The organism is Paractinoplanes rhizophilus (assembly GCF_042664765.1).
Lineage (GTDB): Bacteria > Actinomycetota > Actinomycetes > Mycobacteriales > Micromonosporaceae > Actinoplanes > Actinoplanes rhizophilus.
The window spans coordinates 110067-125034 of record NZ_JBHTBJ010000003.1 but is presented as its reverse complement, the minus strand read 5'-3'; the positions used below and the strand labels follow the sequence as shown (position 1 = coordinate 125034).

General features: G+C 70.6%; 17 protein-coding genes and 4 tRNA genes. 2 read left to right on the top strand and 19 right to left on the bottom strand.

From position 1 onward, the window contains the following. Nucleotides 1-72: 72 nt before the first annotated feature. The 14 genes from rplL to ACFQS1_RS06345 all read right to left on the bottom strand — a co-directional run bounded on the left by rplL (nt 73) and on the right by ACFQS1_RS06345 (nt 8913). Complete coding sequence (rplL, locus tag ACFQS1_RS06410) at nt 73-462, bottom strand: 50S ribosomal protein L7/L12 (protein ID WP_378965180.1); 390 nt, start codon at nt 460-462, stop codon at nt 73-75. Between the two features lie 53 nt (nt 463-515). Next, a complete protein-coding gene (gene rplJ / locus ACFQS1_RS06405; protein ID WP_378965179.1) occupies nt 516-1061 on the bottom strand; it encodes a 50S ribosomal protein L10 in 546 nt (181 codons plus the stop codon). Nucleotides 1062-1317: 256 nt separating this feature from the next. After that, nucleotides 1318-1998, bottom strand: coding sequence for a hypothetical protein (locus ACFQS1_RS06400; RefSeq protein ID WP_378965178.1), 681 nt, complete (start codon nt 1996-1998; stop codon nt 1318-1320). Continuing rightward, nucleotides 1995-2720, bottom strand: coding sequence for an ATP-binding cassette domain-containing protein (locus tag ACFQS1_RS06395; protein ID WP_378965177.1), 726 nt, complete (start codon nt 2718-2720; stop codon nt 1995-1997). The genes ACFQS1_RS06400 and ACFQS1_RS06395 overlap by 4 nt, the downstream gene beginning before the upstream one ends. Nucleotides 2721-2783: 63 nt before the next feature. Further along, nucleotides 2784-3491, bottom strand: a complete 708-nt coding sequence (rplA, locus tag ACFQS1_RS06390; protein ID WP_378965175.1) for a 50S ribosomal protein L1 — start codon at nt 3489-3491, stop codon at nt 2784-2786. A gap of 64 nt (nt 3492-3555) precedes the next feature. Next, nucleotides 3556-4266: a transcription termination/antitermination protein NusG gene (gene nusG / locus ACFQS1_RS06385; protein ID WP_378965174.1), complete on the bottom strand. Its 711-nt coding sequence runs from the start codon at nt 4264-4266 to the stop codon at nt 3556-3558. 32 nt (nt 4267-4298) lie between these two features. After that, nucleotides 4299-4679, bottom strand: coding sequence for a preprotein translocase subunit SecE (gene secE / locus ACFQS1_RS06380; RefSeq protein WP_378965173.1), 381 nt, complete (start codon nt 4677-4679; stop codon nt 4299-4301). 105 nt (nt 4680-4784) lie between these two features. Next, a tRNA-Trp gene (locus tag ACFQS1_RS06375) sits at nt 4785-4857 on the bottom strand. Between the two features lie 102 nt (nt 4858-4959). Beyond that, nucleotides 4960-5349, bottom strand: a complete 390-nt coding sequence (locus ACFQS1_RS06370; protein ID WP_378965172.1) for a MaoC family dehydratase — start codon at nt 5347-5349, stop codon at nt 4960-4962. Beyond that, complete coding sequence (locus ACFQS1_RS06365) at nt 5346-5801, bottom strand: FAS1-like dehydratase domain-containing protein (RefSeq protein ID WP_378965171.1); 456 nt, start codon at nt 5799-5801, stop codon at nt 5346-5348. Before ACFQS1_RS06365 ends, ACFQS1_RS06370 begins: the two co-directional genes overlap by 4 nt. 63 nt (nt 5802-5864) lie before the next feature. After that, a complete protein-coding gene (gene rpmG, locus ACFQS1_RS06360; RefSeq protein ID WP_015618978.1) occupies nt 5865-6032 on the bottom strand; it encodes a 50S ribosomal protein L33 in 168 nt (55 codons plus the stop codon). 76 nt (nt 6033-6108) lie between these two features. Beyond that, nucleotides 6109-6181: transfer RNA gene (locus ACFQS1_RS06355), tRNA-Met, on the bottom strand. A 48-nt stretch (nt 6182-6229) separates the two neighbouring features. Beyond that, nucleotides 6230-6302, bottom strand: a tRNA-Thr gene (locus tag ACFQS1_RS06350). Nucleotides 6303-6378: 76 nt separating this feature from the next. Further along, nucleotides 6379-8913: a putative bifunctional diguanylate cyclase/phosphodiesterase gene (locus tag ACFQS1_RS06345; RefSeq protein WP_378965170.1), complete on the bottom strand. Its 2535-nt coding sequence runs from the start codon at nt 8911-8913 to the stop codon at nt 6379-6381. 471 nt (nt 8914-9384) lie between these two features. Between ACFQS1_RS06345 and ACFQS1_RS06340 the strand changes: the two genes are divergently transcribed. After that, nucleotides 9385-9798 carry a hypothetical protein gene (locus ACFQS1_RS06340; protein ID WP_378965169.1) on the top strand — a complete coding sequence of 138 codons (414 nt, stop codon included), beginning with the start codon at nt 9385-9387 and terminating at the stop codon, nt 9796-9798. On the opposite strand, the gene ACFQS1_RS06335 is transcribed toward ACFQS1_RS06340, so the two are convergent. The 4 genes from ACFQS1_RS06335 to ACFQS1_RS06320 are packed head-to-tail and all read right to left on the bottom strand — an operon-like array spanning nt 9795 to nt 12172. Beyond that, nucleotides 9795-10601 carry a sulfurtransferase gene (locus ACFQS1_RS06335; protein ID WP_378965168.1) on the bottom strand — a complete coding sequence of 269 codons (807 nt, stop codon included), beginning with the start codon at nt 10599-10601 and terminating at the stop codon, nt 9795-9797. The genes ACFQS1_RS06340 and ACFQS1_RS06335 overlap by 4 nt on opposite strands. Before the next feature lie 56 nt (nt 10602-10657). Next, on the bottom strand, nt 10658-11293 hold the full coding sequence (locus ACFQS1_RS06330; RefSeq protein ID WP_378965167.1) for a LysE family translocator: 636 nt from the start codon (nt 11291-11293) through the stop codon (nt 10658-10660). 54 nt (nt 11294-11347) lie between these two features. Next, nucleotides 11348-11647, bottom strand: a complete 300-nt coding sequence (locus tag ACFQS1_RS06325) for a hypothetical protein (protein WP_378965165.1) — start codon at nt 11645-11647, stop codon at nt 11348-11350. 30 nt (nt 11648-11677) lie between these two features. After that, on the bottom strand, nt 11678-12172 hold the full coding sequence (locus ACFQS1_RS06320; protein WP_378965164.1) for a YajQ family cyclic di-GMP-binding protein: 495 nt from the start codon (nt 12170-12172) through the stop codon (nt 11678-11680). 149 nt (nt 12173-12321) lie between these two features. Between ACFQS1_RS06320 and ACFQS1_RS06315 the strand changes: the two genes are divergently transcribed. Continuing rightward, nucleotides 12322-12402, top strand: a tRNA-Tyr gene (locus ACFQS1_RS06315). A gap of 62 nt (nt 12403-12464) precedes the next feature. Here ACFQS1_RS06315 and ACFQS1_RS06310 read toward each other — a convergent pair. Next, on the bottom strand, nt 12465-14960 hold the full coding sequence (locus ACFQS1_RS06310; RefSeq protein ID WP_378965163.1) for a tetratricopeptide repeat protein: 2496 nt from the start codon (nt 14958-14960) through the stop codon (nt 12465-12467). Between the last annotated feature and the right edge of the window lie 8 nt (nt 14961-14968).

Sequence of the window (14968 nt, the reverse complement as noted above, 5' to 3'; positions counted from 1 at the left end):
CCGAAAGTGGAATGGCGGAGACCCGGACCCCGGGTCTCCGCCATTCGCAAGAGAAAAGCGTGGAGCGTCAGATCACTTGAGGGTGACCTTGGCGCCCTCGCCCTCGAGCTTGGCCTTGGCGGCCTCGGCCTTCTCCTTGTTGACACCCTCGAGGATGGCCTTGGGGGCACCCTCGACGGCGTCCTTGGCCTCCTTGAGGCCCAGGCCGGTCAGCTCGCGCACGACCTTGATGACCTGGATCTTCTTGCCGCCGTCGCTCTCGAGGACGACGTCGAACGAGTCCTTCTCCGGCTCGGCCTCGGCAGCGGCGCCGCCGCCGGAACCGCCGACGGCCGCCACGGCGACCGGAGCAGCCGCGGTGACCTCGAAGGTCTCCTCGAACTGCTTCACGAACTCGGACAGCTCGATCAGCGTCATCTCCTTGAACGCGTCGAGCAGCTCGTCGGTGCTGAGCTTCGCCATGTCTGGCAACCTTTCCTAGCTTCTGATCAAAAGTCGTACTGGTTCGCGGTGGCTCAGGCCTCCGCGGGACCGTCCTTCTCGCGCTTCTCCTGCAGGGCGGCCGCGAGGCGAGCCACCTGCGACAGCGGGGCCTGGAAGAGGCCGGCCGCCTTGGACAGGTTGCCCTTCATGGCGCCGGCCAGCTTGGCCAGCAGAACCTCACGAGACTCGAGGTCAGCGATCTTGTTGACGTCGTCAGCCGTGATCGCGCGACCCTCGAAGACTCCGCCCTTGATCTTCAGGACGGGGTGGGCCTTGGCGAAGGCCCGAAGGCCCTTGGCCGCCTCGACCGGGTCGCCGGTGATGAAGGCGAGCGCGGTAGGACCGGTGAACAAATCGTCGAGGCCCTCGATACCCGCGTCGGTCGCCGCACGCTTGGACAGCGTGTTCTTCGACACGGAGTACTTGGTCTCCTTGCCGAGCGAGCGCCGCAGCTCGGTGAGCTGCTTGACCGTGAGGCCGCGGTACTCGGTCAACACGGTGGCCGACGAGTTGCGGAAGTCCTCCGTCAGCTCGGCGACGGCGCTGGCCTTGTCGGCCCGGACCGGCTTGTCCGCCATGTCCCTCCTCTCTCAGTGCTCAGCGCCACTGGTCAGGGAGAAGGAACCACGAAAATGAGAAACGCCCCGGGCACAGGGCACGGGGCGACAGGCTTTTGATCAGCCGGATGCTAACCGTTCTCCCTGCGCGGGCCGCCCGCATCCTGCGGGACCTTCGGCGCGGCGTCCGTCGTGGGTGACGGCTGCCGCGGCGACCAGCGGTCTATGGGTGGAACTTCGAGATGCAACAGTACGCGGTCGCGCCGCCCTCGCCAAATCAGGAGCGGGCGCGCCGCAGCCATCCATATCCGGCATACGCCACCGCGCACCACAGAGCCGCCCAAGCGACCAGGAGGGTCAGCTCGCCGGCCGGGGGCACGGCCGGGTCGTTGAGAGCCCGGGCGGTGGCCATGACCGGCGGGACCAGCCACGGGGCGAACGACCCGCTCAGGCCCAACACCACCACCAGCATCGCCGACACCACCAGCACCGTCACACCCAGGCGGACGCTGCCGGTGACCGCGCGGCTGGCCAGGGCGCCGACCGCGACGGCCGGGGGCACGGCCAGCAGGTGGGCCAGGACGCCGAGAAGGACGCCGCTGCCGAGCGCCTGGCTCGTGTCGATGCCGCCGAACAGCCAGGGAGCGGCCATGGCGGCCGCGCAGACGGCCAGGGAGAGCACGACGGCGGCGAGGAGACCGGCGGTGGCCTCCCGGGCCGGGCCGACCGCCAAGCGGGCCAGGCGGCGCTGCACATCGGGCTCGGTGTCGAGCAGGAGCTTGGTCAGCCAGGCGAGCACCGGGAACAGGGCGGCGGCCGAGTAGCCGTAGGCGACCGAGGCGGGCGACGCTCCCCCGCCGTAGATGATGCCGAGCACGACCAGGACGGCGATCAGGGGCGGCAGGGCCCGGCCGCCCCGCACGAAGCCGGCGACCCGCATCCGGACGAGCGCGCTCATTCCCGTACGCCCAGAACTCGGTGACCGGCGGCACGCAGCGCGACCATCGCCCGGTCGGCCTCGGAACGACGGACCGCGACCTCCACGATCACCTCATCCTCCTCGTGGCCGGCCGGCGAAGCCGCCGCCGCGTCCACCAGACCCTCGGCGACCGTCCAGTGGATCGCGCCCGGCAGCGCGGTGATCTCGCCGCGGTGGTCGCTGACCAGGACCGAACCGCCGGCCGCGGTCACCTCGCGGACGATGTCGGGGATCAGGGTGCGGGCGACCGAGTCGAGGCCCTCCCAGGGCTCGTCGAGCACCAGCAGGCCGGGCGGGACCAGCACGGCCTGGGCCAGGCCGACCTTTTGCGCGGTGCCCTTGGAGAGCTCGGCGAGACGGGTGCCGGCGTGCTCGCTGAGCAGCAGGCGATCGATCCAGCGGTCGACCGACCGCGGGGACGCGCCGCGCACCGAAGCCATGCGGAGAAGGTATTCCCGGGCCGTGAACGGCTGGTCGGCCGGGAAGCGCTCGGGGACCCAGCCGATCACCGCCGGCCGGTCCTTGATCACGCCGCGGCCGGGACGCAGCACACCGGCGGCCAGTTGCAGCAGGGTGGACTTCCCGGCGCCGTTACGGCCCAGGACGACGACCGTGGCGCCCGGCTCGACGGTGGCGTTCAGCTCGCGCAGGGTCCAGCCGGCCCGCCGGGCGTACCGGAACCACACCTGCTCGAAACGCACGGCCGCAAGCCTGCCACAAAGAAGGCCCCCGGGGTGTCCCCGGGGGCCTTCGTCGATCGAGGATCAGGCCTCGGCCTTGAGACCCTTCACCACGTTCGGGTCGACCGGCACGCCGGGGCCCATGGTGGTGGTCACGGTGACCTTCTTGAGGTACTTGCCCTTGGCCGCGGACGGCTTGACGCGGAGAACCTCGTCGAGCACGGCCGCGTAGTTGTCGACCAGCTGGTCTTCGCTGAACGAGGCCTTGCCGATGATCAGGTGCAGGTTCGAGTGCTTGTCCACCCGGAAGGTGATCTTGCCGCCCTTGATCTCGTTGACCGCCTTGGTCACGTCCATGGTGACCGTGCCGGTCTTCGGGTTCGGCATGAGGCCACGCGGGCCGAGGATCCGGGCGATCCGGCCGATCTTGGCCATCTGGTCCGGCGTCGCGATCGCGGCGTCGAACTCCAGCCAGCCACCCTGGATGCGGGCGACGAGCTCGTCGGTGCCGACCTCGTCGGCGCCGGCCGCCACGGCCTCCTCGGCCTTGGCGCCCTGGGCGAAGACGATCACGCGGGCCGTCTTGCCGGTGCCGTGCGGCAGGTTGACCGTGCCGCGGACCATCTGGTCGGCCTTACGCGGGTCGACGCCGAGGCGCATCGCGACCTCGACGGTGGCGTCGAACTTGGTCGGGCTCGACTCCTTGGCCAGCTTGATGGCGTCGGCGGGCTCGTAGAGCTTGTTGGGGTCGATCGACTCGGCCGCCTTGCGGTAGCCCTTGCTGCGCTGCATTTCTGTTTACTCCTGTGGTAGATGGCGGGGCTTTCGAATGAAGCCCCTCCCACTGACTTCTTGGTCAGATCTTGGTGACCTGGTTGAAGTTGAGCTCCACCGGGGTCTCGCGACCGAAGATGGAGACCAGAACCTTCAACTTCTGCTGGTCGGCGTTGATTTCGCTGATCGAGGCCGGCAGCGAGGCGAACGCGCCGTCGGTGACCGTGACCGAGTCGCCGACCTCGAAGTCGAGGACCTTGATCTCGGGCTTGGCCTTCTTTTCCTCCTGCTCGACGGCGGGTGCGAGCCACTTGAGCACCTCGTCCAGCGAGAGCGGCGCCGGCCGGTCGACCCGGTCGGTGGCGCCCACGAAGCCGGTCACCCCGGGCGTGTTGCGAACGCAGGAGTACGACTCGGGGGTCAGATCCATCCGGACCAGGATGTAGCCCGGGAAGACCTTGTTGTTGACCTGCTGGCGCTTGCCGTTCTTGACCTCGACCTCTTCGCGGGTCGGCACCTCGACCTGGAAGATGAAGTCCTCCATGTCGAGGCTCGTGATCCGGGTCTCGAGGTTGGCCTTGACCTTGTTCTCGTAACCGGCGTAGGAGTGCACGACGTACCACTCGCCCGGGGCGTAGCGCAGCTTCTGCCGCAGCTCCTGCACCGGGTCGAAGTCCTCGTCCTGCACCGTCTCGGCGGCGGGGGCGGCCTCGACCGACTCGTCGGTTTCCGCCGTGGCCACCGACGAGAGCTCGTCGGCGGACTGCGCGGTCTCGTCGTCGTACTCAGGCACGCTCGCTCACTTCCAAAGAATTTTCTAGGTCACTAGCCGCCGAAGGCCCACAGGATGCCCTTGCCGAACCCGTAGTCCAAGACAGCAACGATGGCGGTCATGACCGTCACGAAGACGATCACGATCGACGTGTAGGTCAGCAGCTCCTTGCGGGTCGGCCAGATGACCTTACGCAGCTCGCTGACGACCTCACGGACGAAACCACCGATGCGGCCGAAGATGCCGGAGCGACGGGCTTCCTTCTTCTTCTTCGGCGCCTCGTCCTTGGTGCGCTCCGCGACGGCGGTGCCGCCGCGGCCGACCGGCTCGGCCTCGAGATCGTCGTTGGACTCCGCGTCATCGGCGACGACGTCGTCAAACACCTCGTCGTCGGCCGGGCCGCCGGCGTCACCGGGTCGATTCCTCTCGGCCATGGCGCCCTACTTCCGTCGTCGGTGATGGTGGACCCCATCGGCGCCCGTTCCGGGCCGGGGTCGTGCGGACCGCTGTCCCGGGCGGGCACGTCGGGGAGAGTTGCGCAGGGGTGACAGGACTTGAACCTGCAGCCTGCGGTTTTGGAGACCGCTGCTCTGCCAATTGAGCTACACCCCTGTGCGAGGCTGGTCGCCCCCGTGCTCGCGCAGGCGAACTCGGGGGGTCACTGCCCCACGGCGGACCAGTGTACGGGTAGACCCGGGGTTCGCCCAACCCGCCCTACCGTTTCCGCACGACCGCCTGTGCCATGGACAGAACTTTCTCGCCCTGACAGGTCGCGGTCAGCGCAAGTTTGGTGTGGCCCTCCTCGGTCTCGCCCTTCACCACGGCGGAGACCACGACCTCGGTTCCCTCGTCGGTGTCGGGCACCGGGACCGGCCGGGAGAAGCGCACGCTGAACTCGACGACCGCGTCGGGGGCGCCGGCCCAGCCGGTGACGGCCCGGCCCACGAGCGCCATGGTGAACATGCCGTGGGCGATCACGCCGGGCAGGCCCACCGAGTTGGCGAAGCGCTCGCTCCAGTGGATCGGGTTGAAGTCGCCGGACGCGCCGGCGTAGCGGACCAGGTCGGCCCGGGTGACCCGGAAGGTCTGCGGCTCGAAGGTCATGCCGGTTCCTCCCCGCGCTGCACGAGCTTGGCCCAGACGGTGACGACGGGCTCGCCCGCCTCGGTGGTGACGTCGCTGCGGGTGGTCATGAAGTCGTGCCCGCCGCGGGAGGTGATGTCCTCGACCGTGTTCACACAGACCAGGGCGTCGCCGGCCACGATCGGGCGGGCGTACGAGAACCTCTGGTCGCCGTGCACCACGCGGCTGTAGTCGACGCCCAGGGCCGGGTCCTCGACGATCTGCGCGTGGCTCGACGCCATCGTGAAGATGATCGGGAAGGTCGGCGGGGCGATCACGTCGGCGTAGCCGAGTGCGCGGGCCGCCTCGGGGTCGTGATACTCCCGCTCGGGGGCGCCGATGGCGCGGGCGAACTCGCGGATCTTCTCGCGGCCGACGAGGTACGGCTCGGTGGGTGGAAAGCTTCGTCCCACGTACGACTGGTCCAGGGGCATGCCCCACAAACTACTCTGCGCCGCCCTCGCGGACGGCGCAGCAGGTCGTGCTCGGCTGAGAGGTCAGCGGGTCTCGCGGTGCAGGGTGTGCCGGCCGTCCCGCGGGCAGAACTTCTTCAGCTCGATGCGGTCGGGGTCGTTGCGCCGGTTCTTCCGGGTGATGTAGTTCCGCTCCTTGCACTCCGTACACGCCAGGGTGATCTTCGGACGGACGTCGGTCGCCTTGGCCACGGCAAGGTGCCTTCCTACTAACAGGGTTACTTGACGGCACACCAGCGTAAATGACTGACACGCCGAACTGCAAAAGTAGCGGTGGCCGGACTTGAACCGGCGACACAGCGATTATGAGCCGCTTGCTCTGCCAACTGAGCTACACCGCCGAGCCAGGCTCCGTGTCCTGCGCCGGTGGCGGGGAAAGAACCCGGTAGAGCCCCCTTACGGAATCGAACCGTAGACCTTCTCCTTACCATGGAGACGCTCTGCCGACTGAGCTAAGGGGGCTTGCATCTGCGTGCGATCTCTCGCTCGCGGCGCAGGGAAGACAATACACGGCCTGGCCGCGGCGGTGAAATCGGGGTCAGATGACCGCGCGGAGCCTGCGGACCTCGCCCGTGGGCGTGGATTCGGGCTCGGTCTGGGCGCTGAACCAGGCCTCCAGCCGCTCGTACGGCAGCGGGCGGGAGAACAGGTAACCCTGGCCGATCTCGCAGCCCATCTCCTCCAGCAGATCGAGGGTGAGCTCGCTCTCGACCCCCTCGGCCACCACGGTGAGACCGAACTCACGGGACAGGCTGATCACCGCCCGCACGATCGCCAGGTCGCCCGAGTCGGTCGCCATGCCCTGCACGAAGCTGTCGTCGATCTTGACCTCGTGGACCGGCCACTGCCGCAGGTACGACAGTGAGGACGCGCCCGTGCCGAAATCGTCGACGCTGAGGCGTACGCCGAGGTCGCGCAGGCGGTAGAGGGTAGGCAGCACCCGCTCGATGTCGCCGAGCATGCCCGGCTCGGAGATCTCGAAGGTCACCTGGGCCGGCGCCACCGCGTAGTGGTCGAGCAGCTCCTCGACGTGGTCGGGGAAGCGCGAGTCGAGCAGGGTGCGCACCGACAGGTTGACCGCGATGGAGAGCGGGCGATCGGCCTCGGCCCACTCGCGGCAGCGGCGCAGGCCCTCGCTCAGCACCCGCTCGGTGAGCCGGGAGAGCTGACCGGTGTGCTCGGCGACCGCCACGAAGTCCTCGGGGGCGACCTCGCCGTGCGCCGCGTGGGTCCAGCGGGCCAGGCACTCGACGCCGACCAGGTGCCGGTCGGACAGGGTGACCTTGGGCTGGAAGTAGACGTCGAGCTCGTCATTGTCGAGCGCCTTGCGCAGGTCGGCGGCGATGCCCAGCCGGCGCACCGCGCGGGACTCCAGGGCCGGGTGGAACAGCTGCACGCCGTACGGAAGCACCTTGGCCGCGTTGGCGGCCAGCTCGGCCCGCTGGATCAGCGTCTCGGGGTCGCCGCCGTGATCGGGGTAGACCGACACGCCGACCGCGGTGTCCACGTCGAGGGTCAGCGTGCCGACCGTCATCGGGCCGCGCAGCTGCTCGCGCATCTCGGTCGCCAGCCGGACCGTGACGTCGGTGCTCTCGGCCCGCAGGGTCACCACGAACTCGTCGCCGCCGATCCGGCCGACCAGGGCGCCCGGGCCGGCGATGCCGCGCAGCCGCTCGGCCACCTCGGCGAGCAGCTTGTCGCCGGCGGCGTGGCCCATCGACTCGTTCACGTCGCGCTGGCCGTCGACGTCGAACAGCAGCGTGGCGACGACCTCTTTCTCGGCGCGCACCCGGACCGCCTCGGCCAGCGCGTCGGTGATCCGCCGCCGGTTGGGCAGGCCGGTGAGGCGGTCGTGGTACGCGTCGTGGCGCAGCCGCTCGACCAGCCGGGAATTCTCCACCGCGGCCGCCGCGTGCGCCGCGATGGTCTCGAGCACCTGCACGTCGGCGGCCCGGAACGACCGGGTGTCGCCGAGCCGGTTGACCACCTCGAGGCTGCCGATGGTCGTCTGGCCGGACCGCAGCGGAACGATCACCGCGTCTTTGATCTTGGACGTGCGAAGTTCCTTGCGCAGTTCCTGGGTCGTGCCGAACTGGGGGCCGACGGCGAGCGTCTGGCCGTCGGTGATCGCCCTTTCCCGGATCGCGGCCGGCGTCGGCGAGAGGTCGAGCAGGCCTTTGTTCTCCACCCTTGCGGTCAGCAGCACCTCGGGGTGCCGGCCCTGCGAGGGCAGCCACAGAGTCGCGTACTCGGCGCGCATCAGGGCCCGGACCCGGCCGAGCAGGACGTCGGGCAGGCTCACGTCGGCGCCCTCCTCGCGGACCGCCTTGGTCAGCTCGTAGACGTCGGTGAGCGTGCGGTGCTGCCGGAAGAACTCGGCGAACGACCGCAGCATCAGCACCAGCGCGGCGACGAGAACCGCCAGCAGGATCGCCGACCAGCGGTTGGCGACCAGCGTGACCAGGAAGACCAGGCCGATCACGATGTTCACGCAGGAGATCGCGATAGCGGGCGGCAGGCCGCGCAGCACCTCTTGACCCGCCCGGGGCCCCTGGACGACGCCCATCACGCCGGCGAGGCAGATCAGGTCGACAATGGTGTTGACCAGCAGGGCGATGGTGATGACCACCCAGGTCCCGGGGCCGGCGCCCTCGAACGCGGGCAGCGCGGCCACGACCAGCGAGGCGGCCGAAATGGTGGCCGCGCCCTTGGCGACGTTGAACCACATCTTGGCCGGAATGACCACGGCCGAGCGCGCCACCTGGGTGATGATCGTGGCGGCCGCGACAACAAGGGTGATCATCGCGGGCGGCAGGTAATACAGCGCCAGGACGAGCGGGACCTCGGTCAGGATAATGCTGTAGGTGCTGCGCCGGATGACGACGTTGAAGACACCGACGTACGCCATGCAGACGCCGGCCAGCGCGAGCAGGCCACCGGGCCACGATCTGTACCAGGTCGGATCGGTTGCCCAGAATGCCGCCAAGCAGACGGCGGCGAATAGCGCAAGCGGTCCGGTGATCAGCCATGCGTACTGCGTGGAATGCTGGCGCGCCCGCGGACGCCTGGCCATAACGCTCCCTTGTCAGTCAGCGTCCCATCGCGGGGTGGGCCCAGCGGGATATCGTCAGTCCCACTCCGCGACAAGGGTGCTGACCTGAATCGCGTTGTTGCTCTCGCCTGGGTTTCCAGCGGCGACACCCACGCCACCAAAGACGACAGCAAGCGCGAGCACCAAGCCGGCGAGGCGGCCTAGCCTTCTTGCAGACATCTCGACTCCTGCGACGTGTACGCGAACGAAGTGTTACGCAAACCGGTGGGGTGCACATGATGGTGCCACACCAGGTGTGCGACAGGGAGTCTCCATGGGCGGGTCGAAGCCGCACATGCCGAAATCCTGACCGAACGGCTGAGGTGTTCACGCCACGTGGACGCAAAGGATTGAGGCTTTTACTCTGGATTTAGTGGGAGAAATGAGGCCAATTCACCGATGGGCCGTCAAGATCACTTGACGTCAGGTTGGCCTGACGGGCACGCTTTCCGGATGACGGCCTCACCGGACGAACTGGAGCGCGAGCACACCCTCTCCACCGCTACAACGCGGTACGACGAGCTCCGGATGCGGGACGCGCTGGCCTCGGTGGCCGGTCAGGACCCCGAGAGGGGCAGCGCGACGCCCCTGAGCCGCGACGAGGCCCTGGAGATGCTGGCGCTCAGCGAGGTGGTCATCCGCAAGGCCGGGTACGGCCGGCAGGCGATGGTGCGGGCGGCCCGCGGCGCCGGGGCATCGTGGACCCAGATCGGCTCGGCCCTGGGCAGCAGCAAGCAGGCGGCCTGGGAGGCGCACACCCGCTGGATCGAGGAGCAGGGCCGCCAGCACGAACGCACCGGCTACGAAGGACTCGGGCCCGACGACGTCGCCTCGGCGCGCGACCTGGCCGGCGGCCCCGACTCCTAGGATCCCGTCGCGGCCGGCCGCTCGGTCGCGCTGTACTGTGACCACGAGCCCGGATACAACCGGCCCGGCGCGAACCCGGCCCGCTCGAGGGCCAGCAGGTTGTGGCAGGCGGTCACCCCCGAGCCGCAGTAGGAGACGACCGTGGCGCCGTCGGTCACGCCCACCGCGGCGAACCGCTCCCGCAGCTCGGCCGGCGTCAAGAACATCCCGGCCGCGTCCACGTTCTCCCGGCAGGGCAGGCTGCGGGCGCCGGGGATGTGCCCGGCCCGCGGGTCGATCGTCTCGTTCTCGCCGCGGAACCTCTCCGCCGGGCGCGCGTCGATCACCACGTTCTGCGGGCCGGCGGCGTCGTCGATGCCGGCGAGCTTCTCGCTCGGCCAGGGCCTCGCCTCGAAGCTCCCCCGGGCCCGCCGCGGCGTTTCGGTTTCGAGCTTTTTCGCGTACGCCGTGAGCCCGCCGTCGAGCAGGGCGGCCTCCCGCCCGGTGGCCCGCAGCATCCAGACCAGCCGGGCGGCCATCACCCCGCCCGCGTCGTCGTAGCCGATCACCACGTCGTCGTCGCTCACGCCCAGCTCGGCCATCCGCTCGGCGAACGCCTCGGGCGAGGGCAGCGGGTGCCGCCCGTCGGCCGGCGCGGCGTGGGCCGCCAGCACGGTGTCCATGTCCACAAAGATCGCGCCGGGCAGGTGACCGCTCTCGTAGGCCGCCCGGCCCGAGCGCCCGTCCAGGTAGTAGCGGACGTCGGCGAACACCACCCGGGGAAGCGCCTCGATCTCCTCGATGCGGACGACCGGATCGATCATGACCTGTTCCTTTCTTACTACCTGCCGCCTCTTACTACCTGCCGCGGAGACTCCTCCTACCGGCTGCCCAGGCCCAGCTTCACCCCGAACCCGAGCAGAACGGCTCCCGTGCCGCCGTCGACCGCCCGCCGCACCGACCGCCGGGCCAGCTGCCGCCGCAGGGCGCCCGCCCCGGCGATGATCGCGCTGAACCACAGGATGCCCTCGAGGTCGTGCACGAGCGCGAGCAGCACCCCCACGGCCAGCGGCGACGACCCGTCCGGGACGAACTGCGGCAGCACCGCGACGTAGAAGGCGCCGACCTTGGGATTGAGCAGGTTGGTGAACAGGCCGCGGCCGAAGGTGTTCCACACTGTCGGGGCCGCGTGCTCGGCCGCGGTCGCCGGGTCCGCGGCGCGCCTGCGCAGCGCGCCGCACACCATGCGGACGCCCAGATAGATCATGTACGCCGCGCCGGCGACCCGCAGCGCCGTGTAGGCCACCTCGGAGGCGGTCAGCAGCGCCGACACGCCGACCGCGGCGGCCGCGCCCCAGGTGAGCGCGCCCGCGCCGACGCCCAGCGCGGTCGCGAAGGCGGGCCCGCGGCCCATGCTGACCGCGGCCCGCAGCACCAGCGCCGTGTCGAGGCCCGGGGTGATGGTCAGCAGGGCGCCGAGCACGGCGAACGACAGAACGGCATGCGTCAGGTCCACGGCCCGTTCCTAGCCCTCCGCCGCCGGGCGGCGCGCCCACTTCCCAGCCGGTGGTCAGCGGTGCACGCGGCGATGCCCCCGCGGACGGAACCGGATCACCGCGACGGCGACCAGGACGATCGCCGCGAGCGTGGTCACCAGCGTCACGACGCCCGCGTCGAGCGCCGTGCCCACCACGACCAGCCCCAGCCCCAGCCCGAACAGCAGGTGATAGCGACCGGCGTCGCGCACGCTGCGGAACGCCCGCGCGGTCGCGTCCGGCGCCCGCCCGGTGACCAGCATGCCCGCCCCGAACACGGTCAGGGCGATCCCGGCCAGCCCGCCGACCACCACGGTCCACGTACCGGTGCTCATCGCCCCAGTCTGCCGCCGCGCGGCCGCGCGTCAGCGGTAATTGGTGAACTGGAGGGCGACGCCGAAGTCCTCCGCCTTGAGCAGGGCGATCACGGCCTGCAGGTCGTCCCGCTTCTTGCCGGTCACCCGCAGCTGGTCGCCCTGGATCTGGGCCTGCACGCCCTTGGGCCCCTCGTCGCGGATCTTCTTGCTGATCGCCTTGGCCTTGTCGGTCTCGATGCCCTCGATCACCTTGCAGTCGATCTTGTACGTCTTCCCCGACTGCCGCGGCTCGCCGGCGTCCAGCGACTTGAGCGAGATGTTCCGCTTGACCAGTTTCTCCTTGAACACGTCGAGCGCGGCGCTCGCCCGCTCCTCGGTCTCCGAGGTGATGGTGATGCCGTTCTCACCCGACTTGGCGATGACGGTGCCCGTCCCCCGGAAGTCGAACCGGGTGCCGAGCTCCTTTTCCGCCTGATGGAACGCGTTGTCGACCTCCTGACTGTCGACCTTGCTGACGATGTCGAATGACGGGCTGGCTGCCATGATCAGACTCCTGCCGGGCTGGCGTACGTCGATGTATGCGGAGGACCGCGCCGGGCCCTCGACATGCCGACGGTACCCGGTTGCGTTCCGGGGCAGCGGTACGGCTATCCTGTTGTCCGCTGCTGTGCGAGAGCGCAGGAGTGTGCCCAGGCGGGTTGCCCGAGCGGCCAATGGGAGCGGACTGTAAATCCGTCGCGAAAGCTACGAAGGTTCGAATCCTTCACCCGCCACCCGGTGCACGGAGAGGCCCCTGATCGCGCTTGACGCCGGTCAGGGGCCTTTCTCGTTGGTCTCACTCGTCAGCGTTGAGGCCGCTCCCGCCGGCCTTCGGCGTCCTGAGCCGCCGCACCAATTCCTCGGCCTCCGCCCGGCGGCCCTGCCTGTCGACGATCGCGGCGAGGTGGAGCAGCCGGCGGCTGATCTCGGGGTGCGCCGGGTCGCGGGTCGCCTCCGCGATGGCCAAGGCGCGTCGCTGCAGCGCCTCGGCCTCGGCGAAGCGCTGCATCGTGGCCAGCGTCAGCGCGAGGTTGCTGACCAGACGCCCGACGGCGGGATGGTTGGCGCCGTGCCGCGCCTCCAGGATCGCCAGGGCCCGTTGCTGAAGCGGCACGGCCTCGGCCGGGCGCCCGAGCGCCTCCAGCGCGGCCGCCAGGTTGGCCAGCCCGGTGGCGGTCTCGGGATGATCGGGGCCGAACGCCGCCTCGCCGGTCGCGAGGGCCGTGCGGAGCAGCGGCTCCGCTTCCTCGGGACGGTTGAGCCGGAGCAGGACGATGCCCAGGCTGCCCATCGTGATCGCGACGTGCGGATGTTCCGGGCCGTACGTCGCCTCCATGATGCGGACCGCCCGGCGCAACAGCGGCTCCGAGTCGGCGGGCCGGTCCAGCGCGTCCAGGCAGGAAGCGAGGTTGGTCAGGCGAAGCGCGACGTTCGGGTGATCGGGGCCGAGCGCGTTCTCCGTTGTTGACAGCGCCCGCCGCTGCAGCAGTTCGGCCTCCGCCGGCCGGCCGAGCTCGGTGAGCGTGATGGCCAGGTTGCCGAGGCGGGTGGCAACGGCCGGGTGGCCGGCGCCGAGGGTGCTCTCGGTGACGGCGAGGGCCCGCCGTTGCAGCGGCTCGGCCTCCGCCGGCCGGCCCAGGTCGATCAGCGTGAGGGCCAGGTTGTTGAGCCGGATGGCGACGTCCGGATGGTCGGGGCCGAAGGCTCGCTCGGTGATCGCGAGGGATCGGCGTTGCAGCGGCTCGGCGTCGGCCGGGTACCCGAGGGCGACCACCGTGTTGGCCAGATTGTTGAGCCGCACGGCGACGAAGGGATGGTCCGGGCCGAACTCCGCCTCCTCGATCCGCAGGGCGCGGGCCTCGGCCTCGAACTTCGCCCGGTACCGGCCCTGGGACTGGTCGAACAGGGCGTGCTCGCCGAGGAGCGCGGCGAGATCGGCGCCGCCGACGTCGTCGGGGCAGGCGCGGGCGAGGGCGTTGATGTGCGGGCTCAGCGTGGCCCAGCGCGGCCAGGTCTCCGGTCGCACGCTCGCGTCGCCGCCCGGCCGGGTCTCGGTCAGCGCCCGCATCGCGGCGCGCAGCGTCTCGGGCCGGTCGTCTCGCTGCCCGGCGGCGACGACCGACTGCACCAGGCGGTGGACCGCCACGGTGGTGCCGGTCAAGGTGATCATGTGGTACGACGCCAGCACGCCGAGCGCCCGATCGACGCGCGGGCGGGCCTCGCCGAGGTGGTGCAGCACGTCCCGGGGCAGGTCGTCGGGGGCGAGACAGGACAGCACGGCCAGCAGCCGGATCGCGAGCGGCTCCAGCTCGGTGATCCGGGTCAGCGTCATCGACCACACCCGGGCCACCGCCCGTTCCGCGGCGTCGCCGGCCGCGACAGCCTCGAGCGTGCCCGCAGGGTCGGTCCGCAGATCCGCCAGATAGGTGGCGAGGCCGGTCCGGGTCTCGCGGAGGTAGGCGCCGGCCTGCCGCAGCGCCAGCGGCAGGTAGCCAAGCTCCGCCGCCAGCACCTCGGCGACCACCGCGTCCTCCGGGCGTCCCGGCGTCGGCGACGGGTCGGCCGCGGCCGCCGGAGAGAGGGCTGCGTCCTCCGGGCGGCCCGGCGTCGGCCACGGATCGACTGCGGCCGGCGGAGAGAGGACCGCGTCCTCCGGACGTCCCAGCGTCAACAGCAGGTCGGCCGCGGCCGGCGGGGAGAGGACGTCGAGGCGCAGGGTCTCGTCGGTGATCTCGTCCCAGCCGACGTCGCGGCGGGTCGTGACGATGATGCTTCCCGCGGTGAGCCCGCCCAGAAGCGGCTCGACGTCGGCGCGACGCTCCACATTGTCCAGCACCAGCAGCCAGCCCGGGTGGGTCTGCAGCCAGGTCATCGCCCAGCCGGCCGCCTCCCGGTCGGTGGCGACGATCCGCCCGTCCGGGTGCAGCCGGTAGGTCAGCTCGGCCAGTCCCGATTCGATCGCCGCCGGCTCGTCCGCGGTGACCCACCAGATCAGCGAATACCGGTCCCGCCGCGCGTACGCGAACTGCAGCGCCAGCTCGCTCTTGCCGACGCCACCGAGCCCGTGCACCGTGACCGTCGCTCCGGACAGCGCCGCCAGCTCGCGCTCGCGGCCGACGAACGTCCGAACCGGACGCCTCGGCAACCCCACCAGCGCGGGAACCGGCGCCAGCGCCTCCTGTGGCCGTCCCAGCGGCACCGGCGGCCCGAGAAAGGCACGCGCCCGGTCACCGGTCTGGATGATCCCCAGGTTGACGCCGACGCTGACCGACCGCTCACCCGCCGCGTCCATGCCAGCAC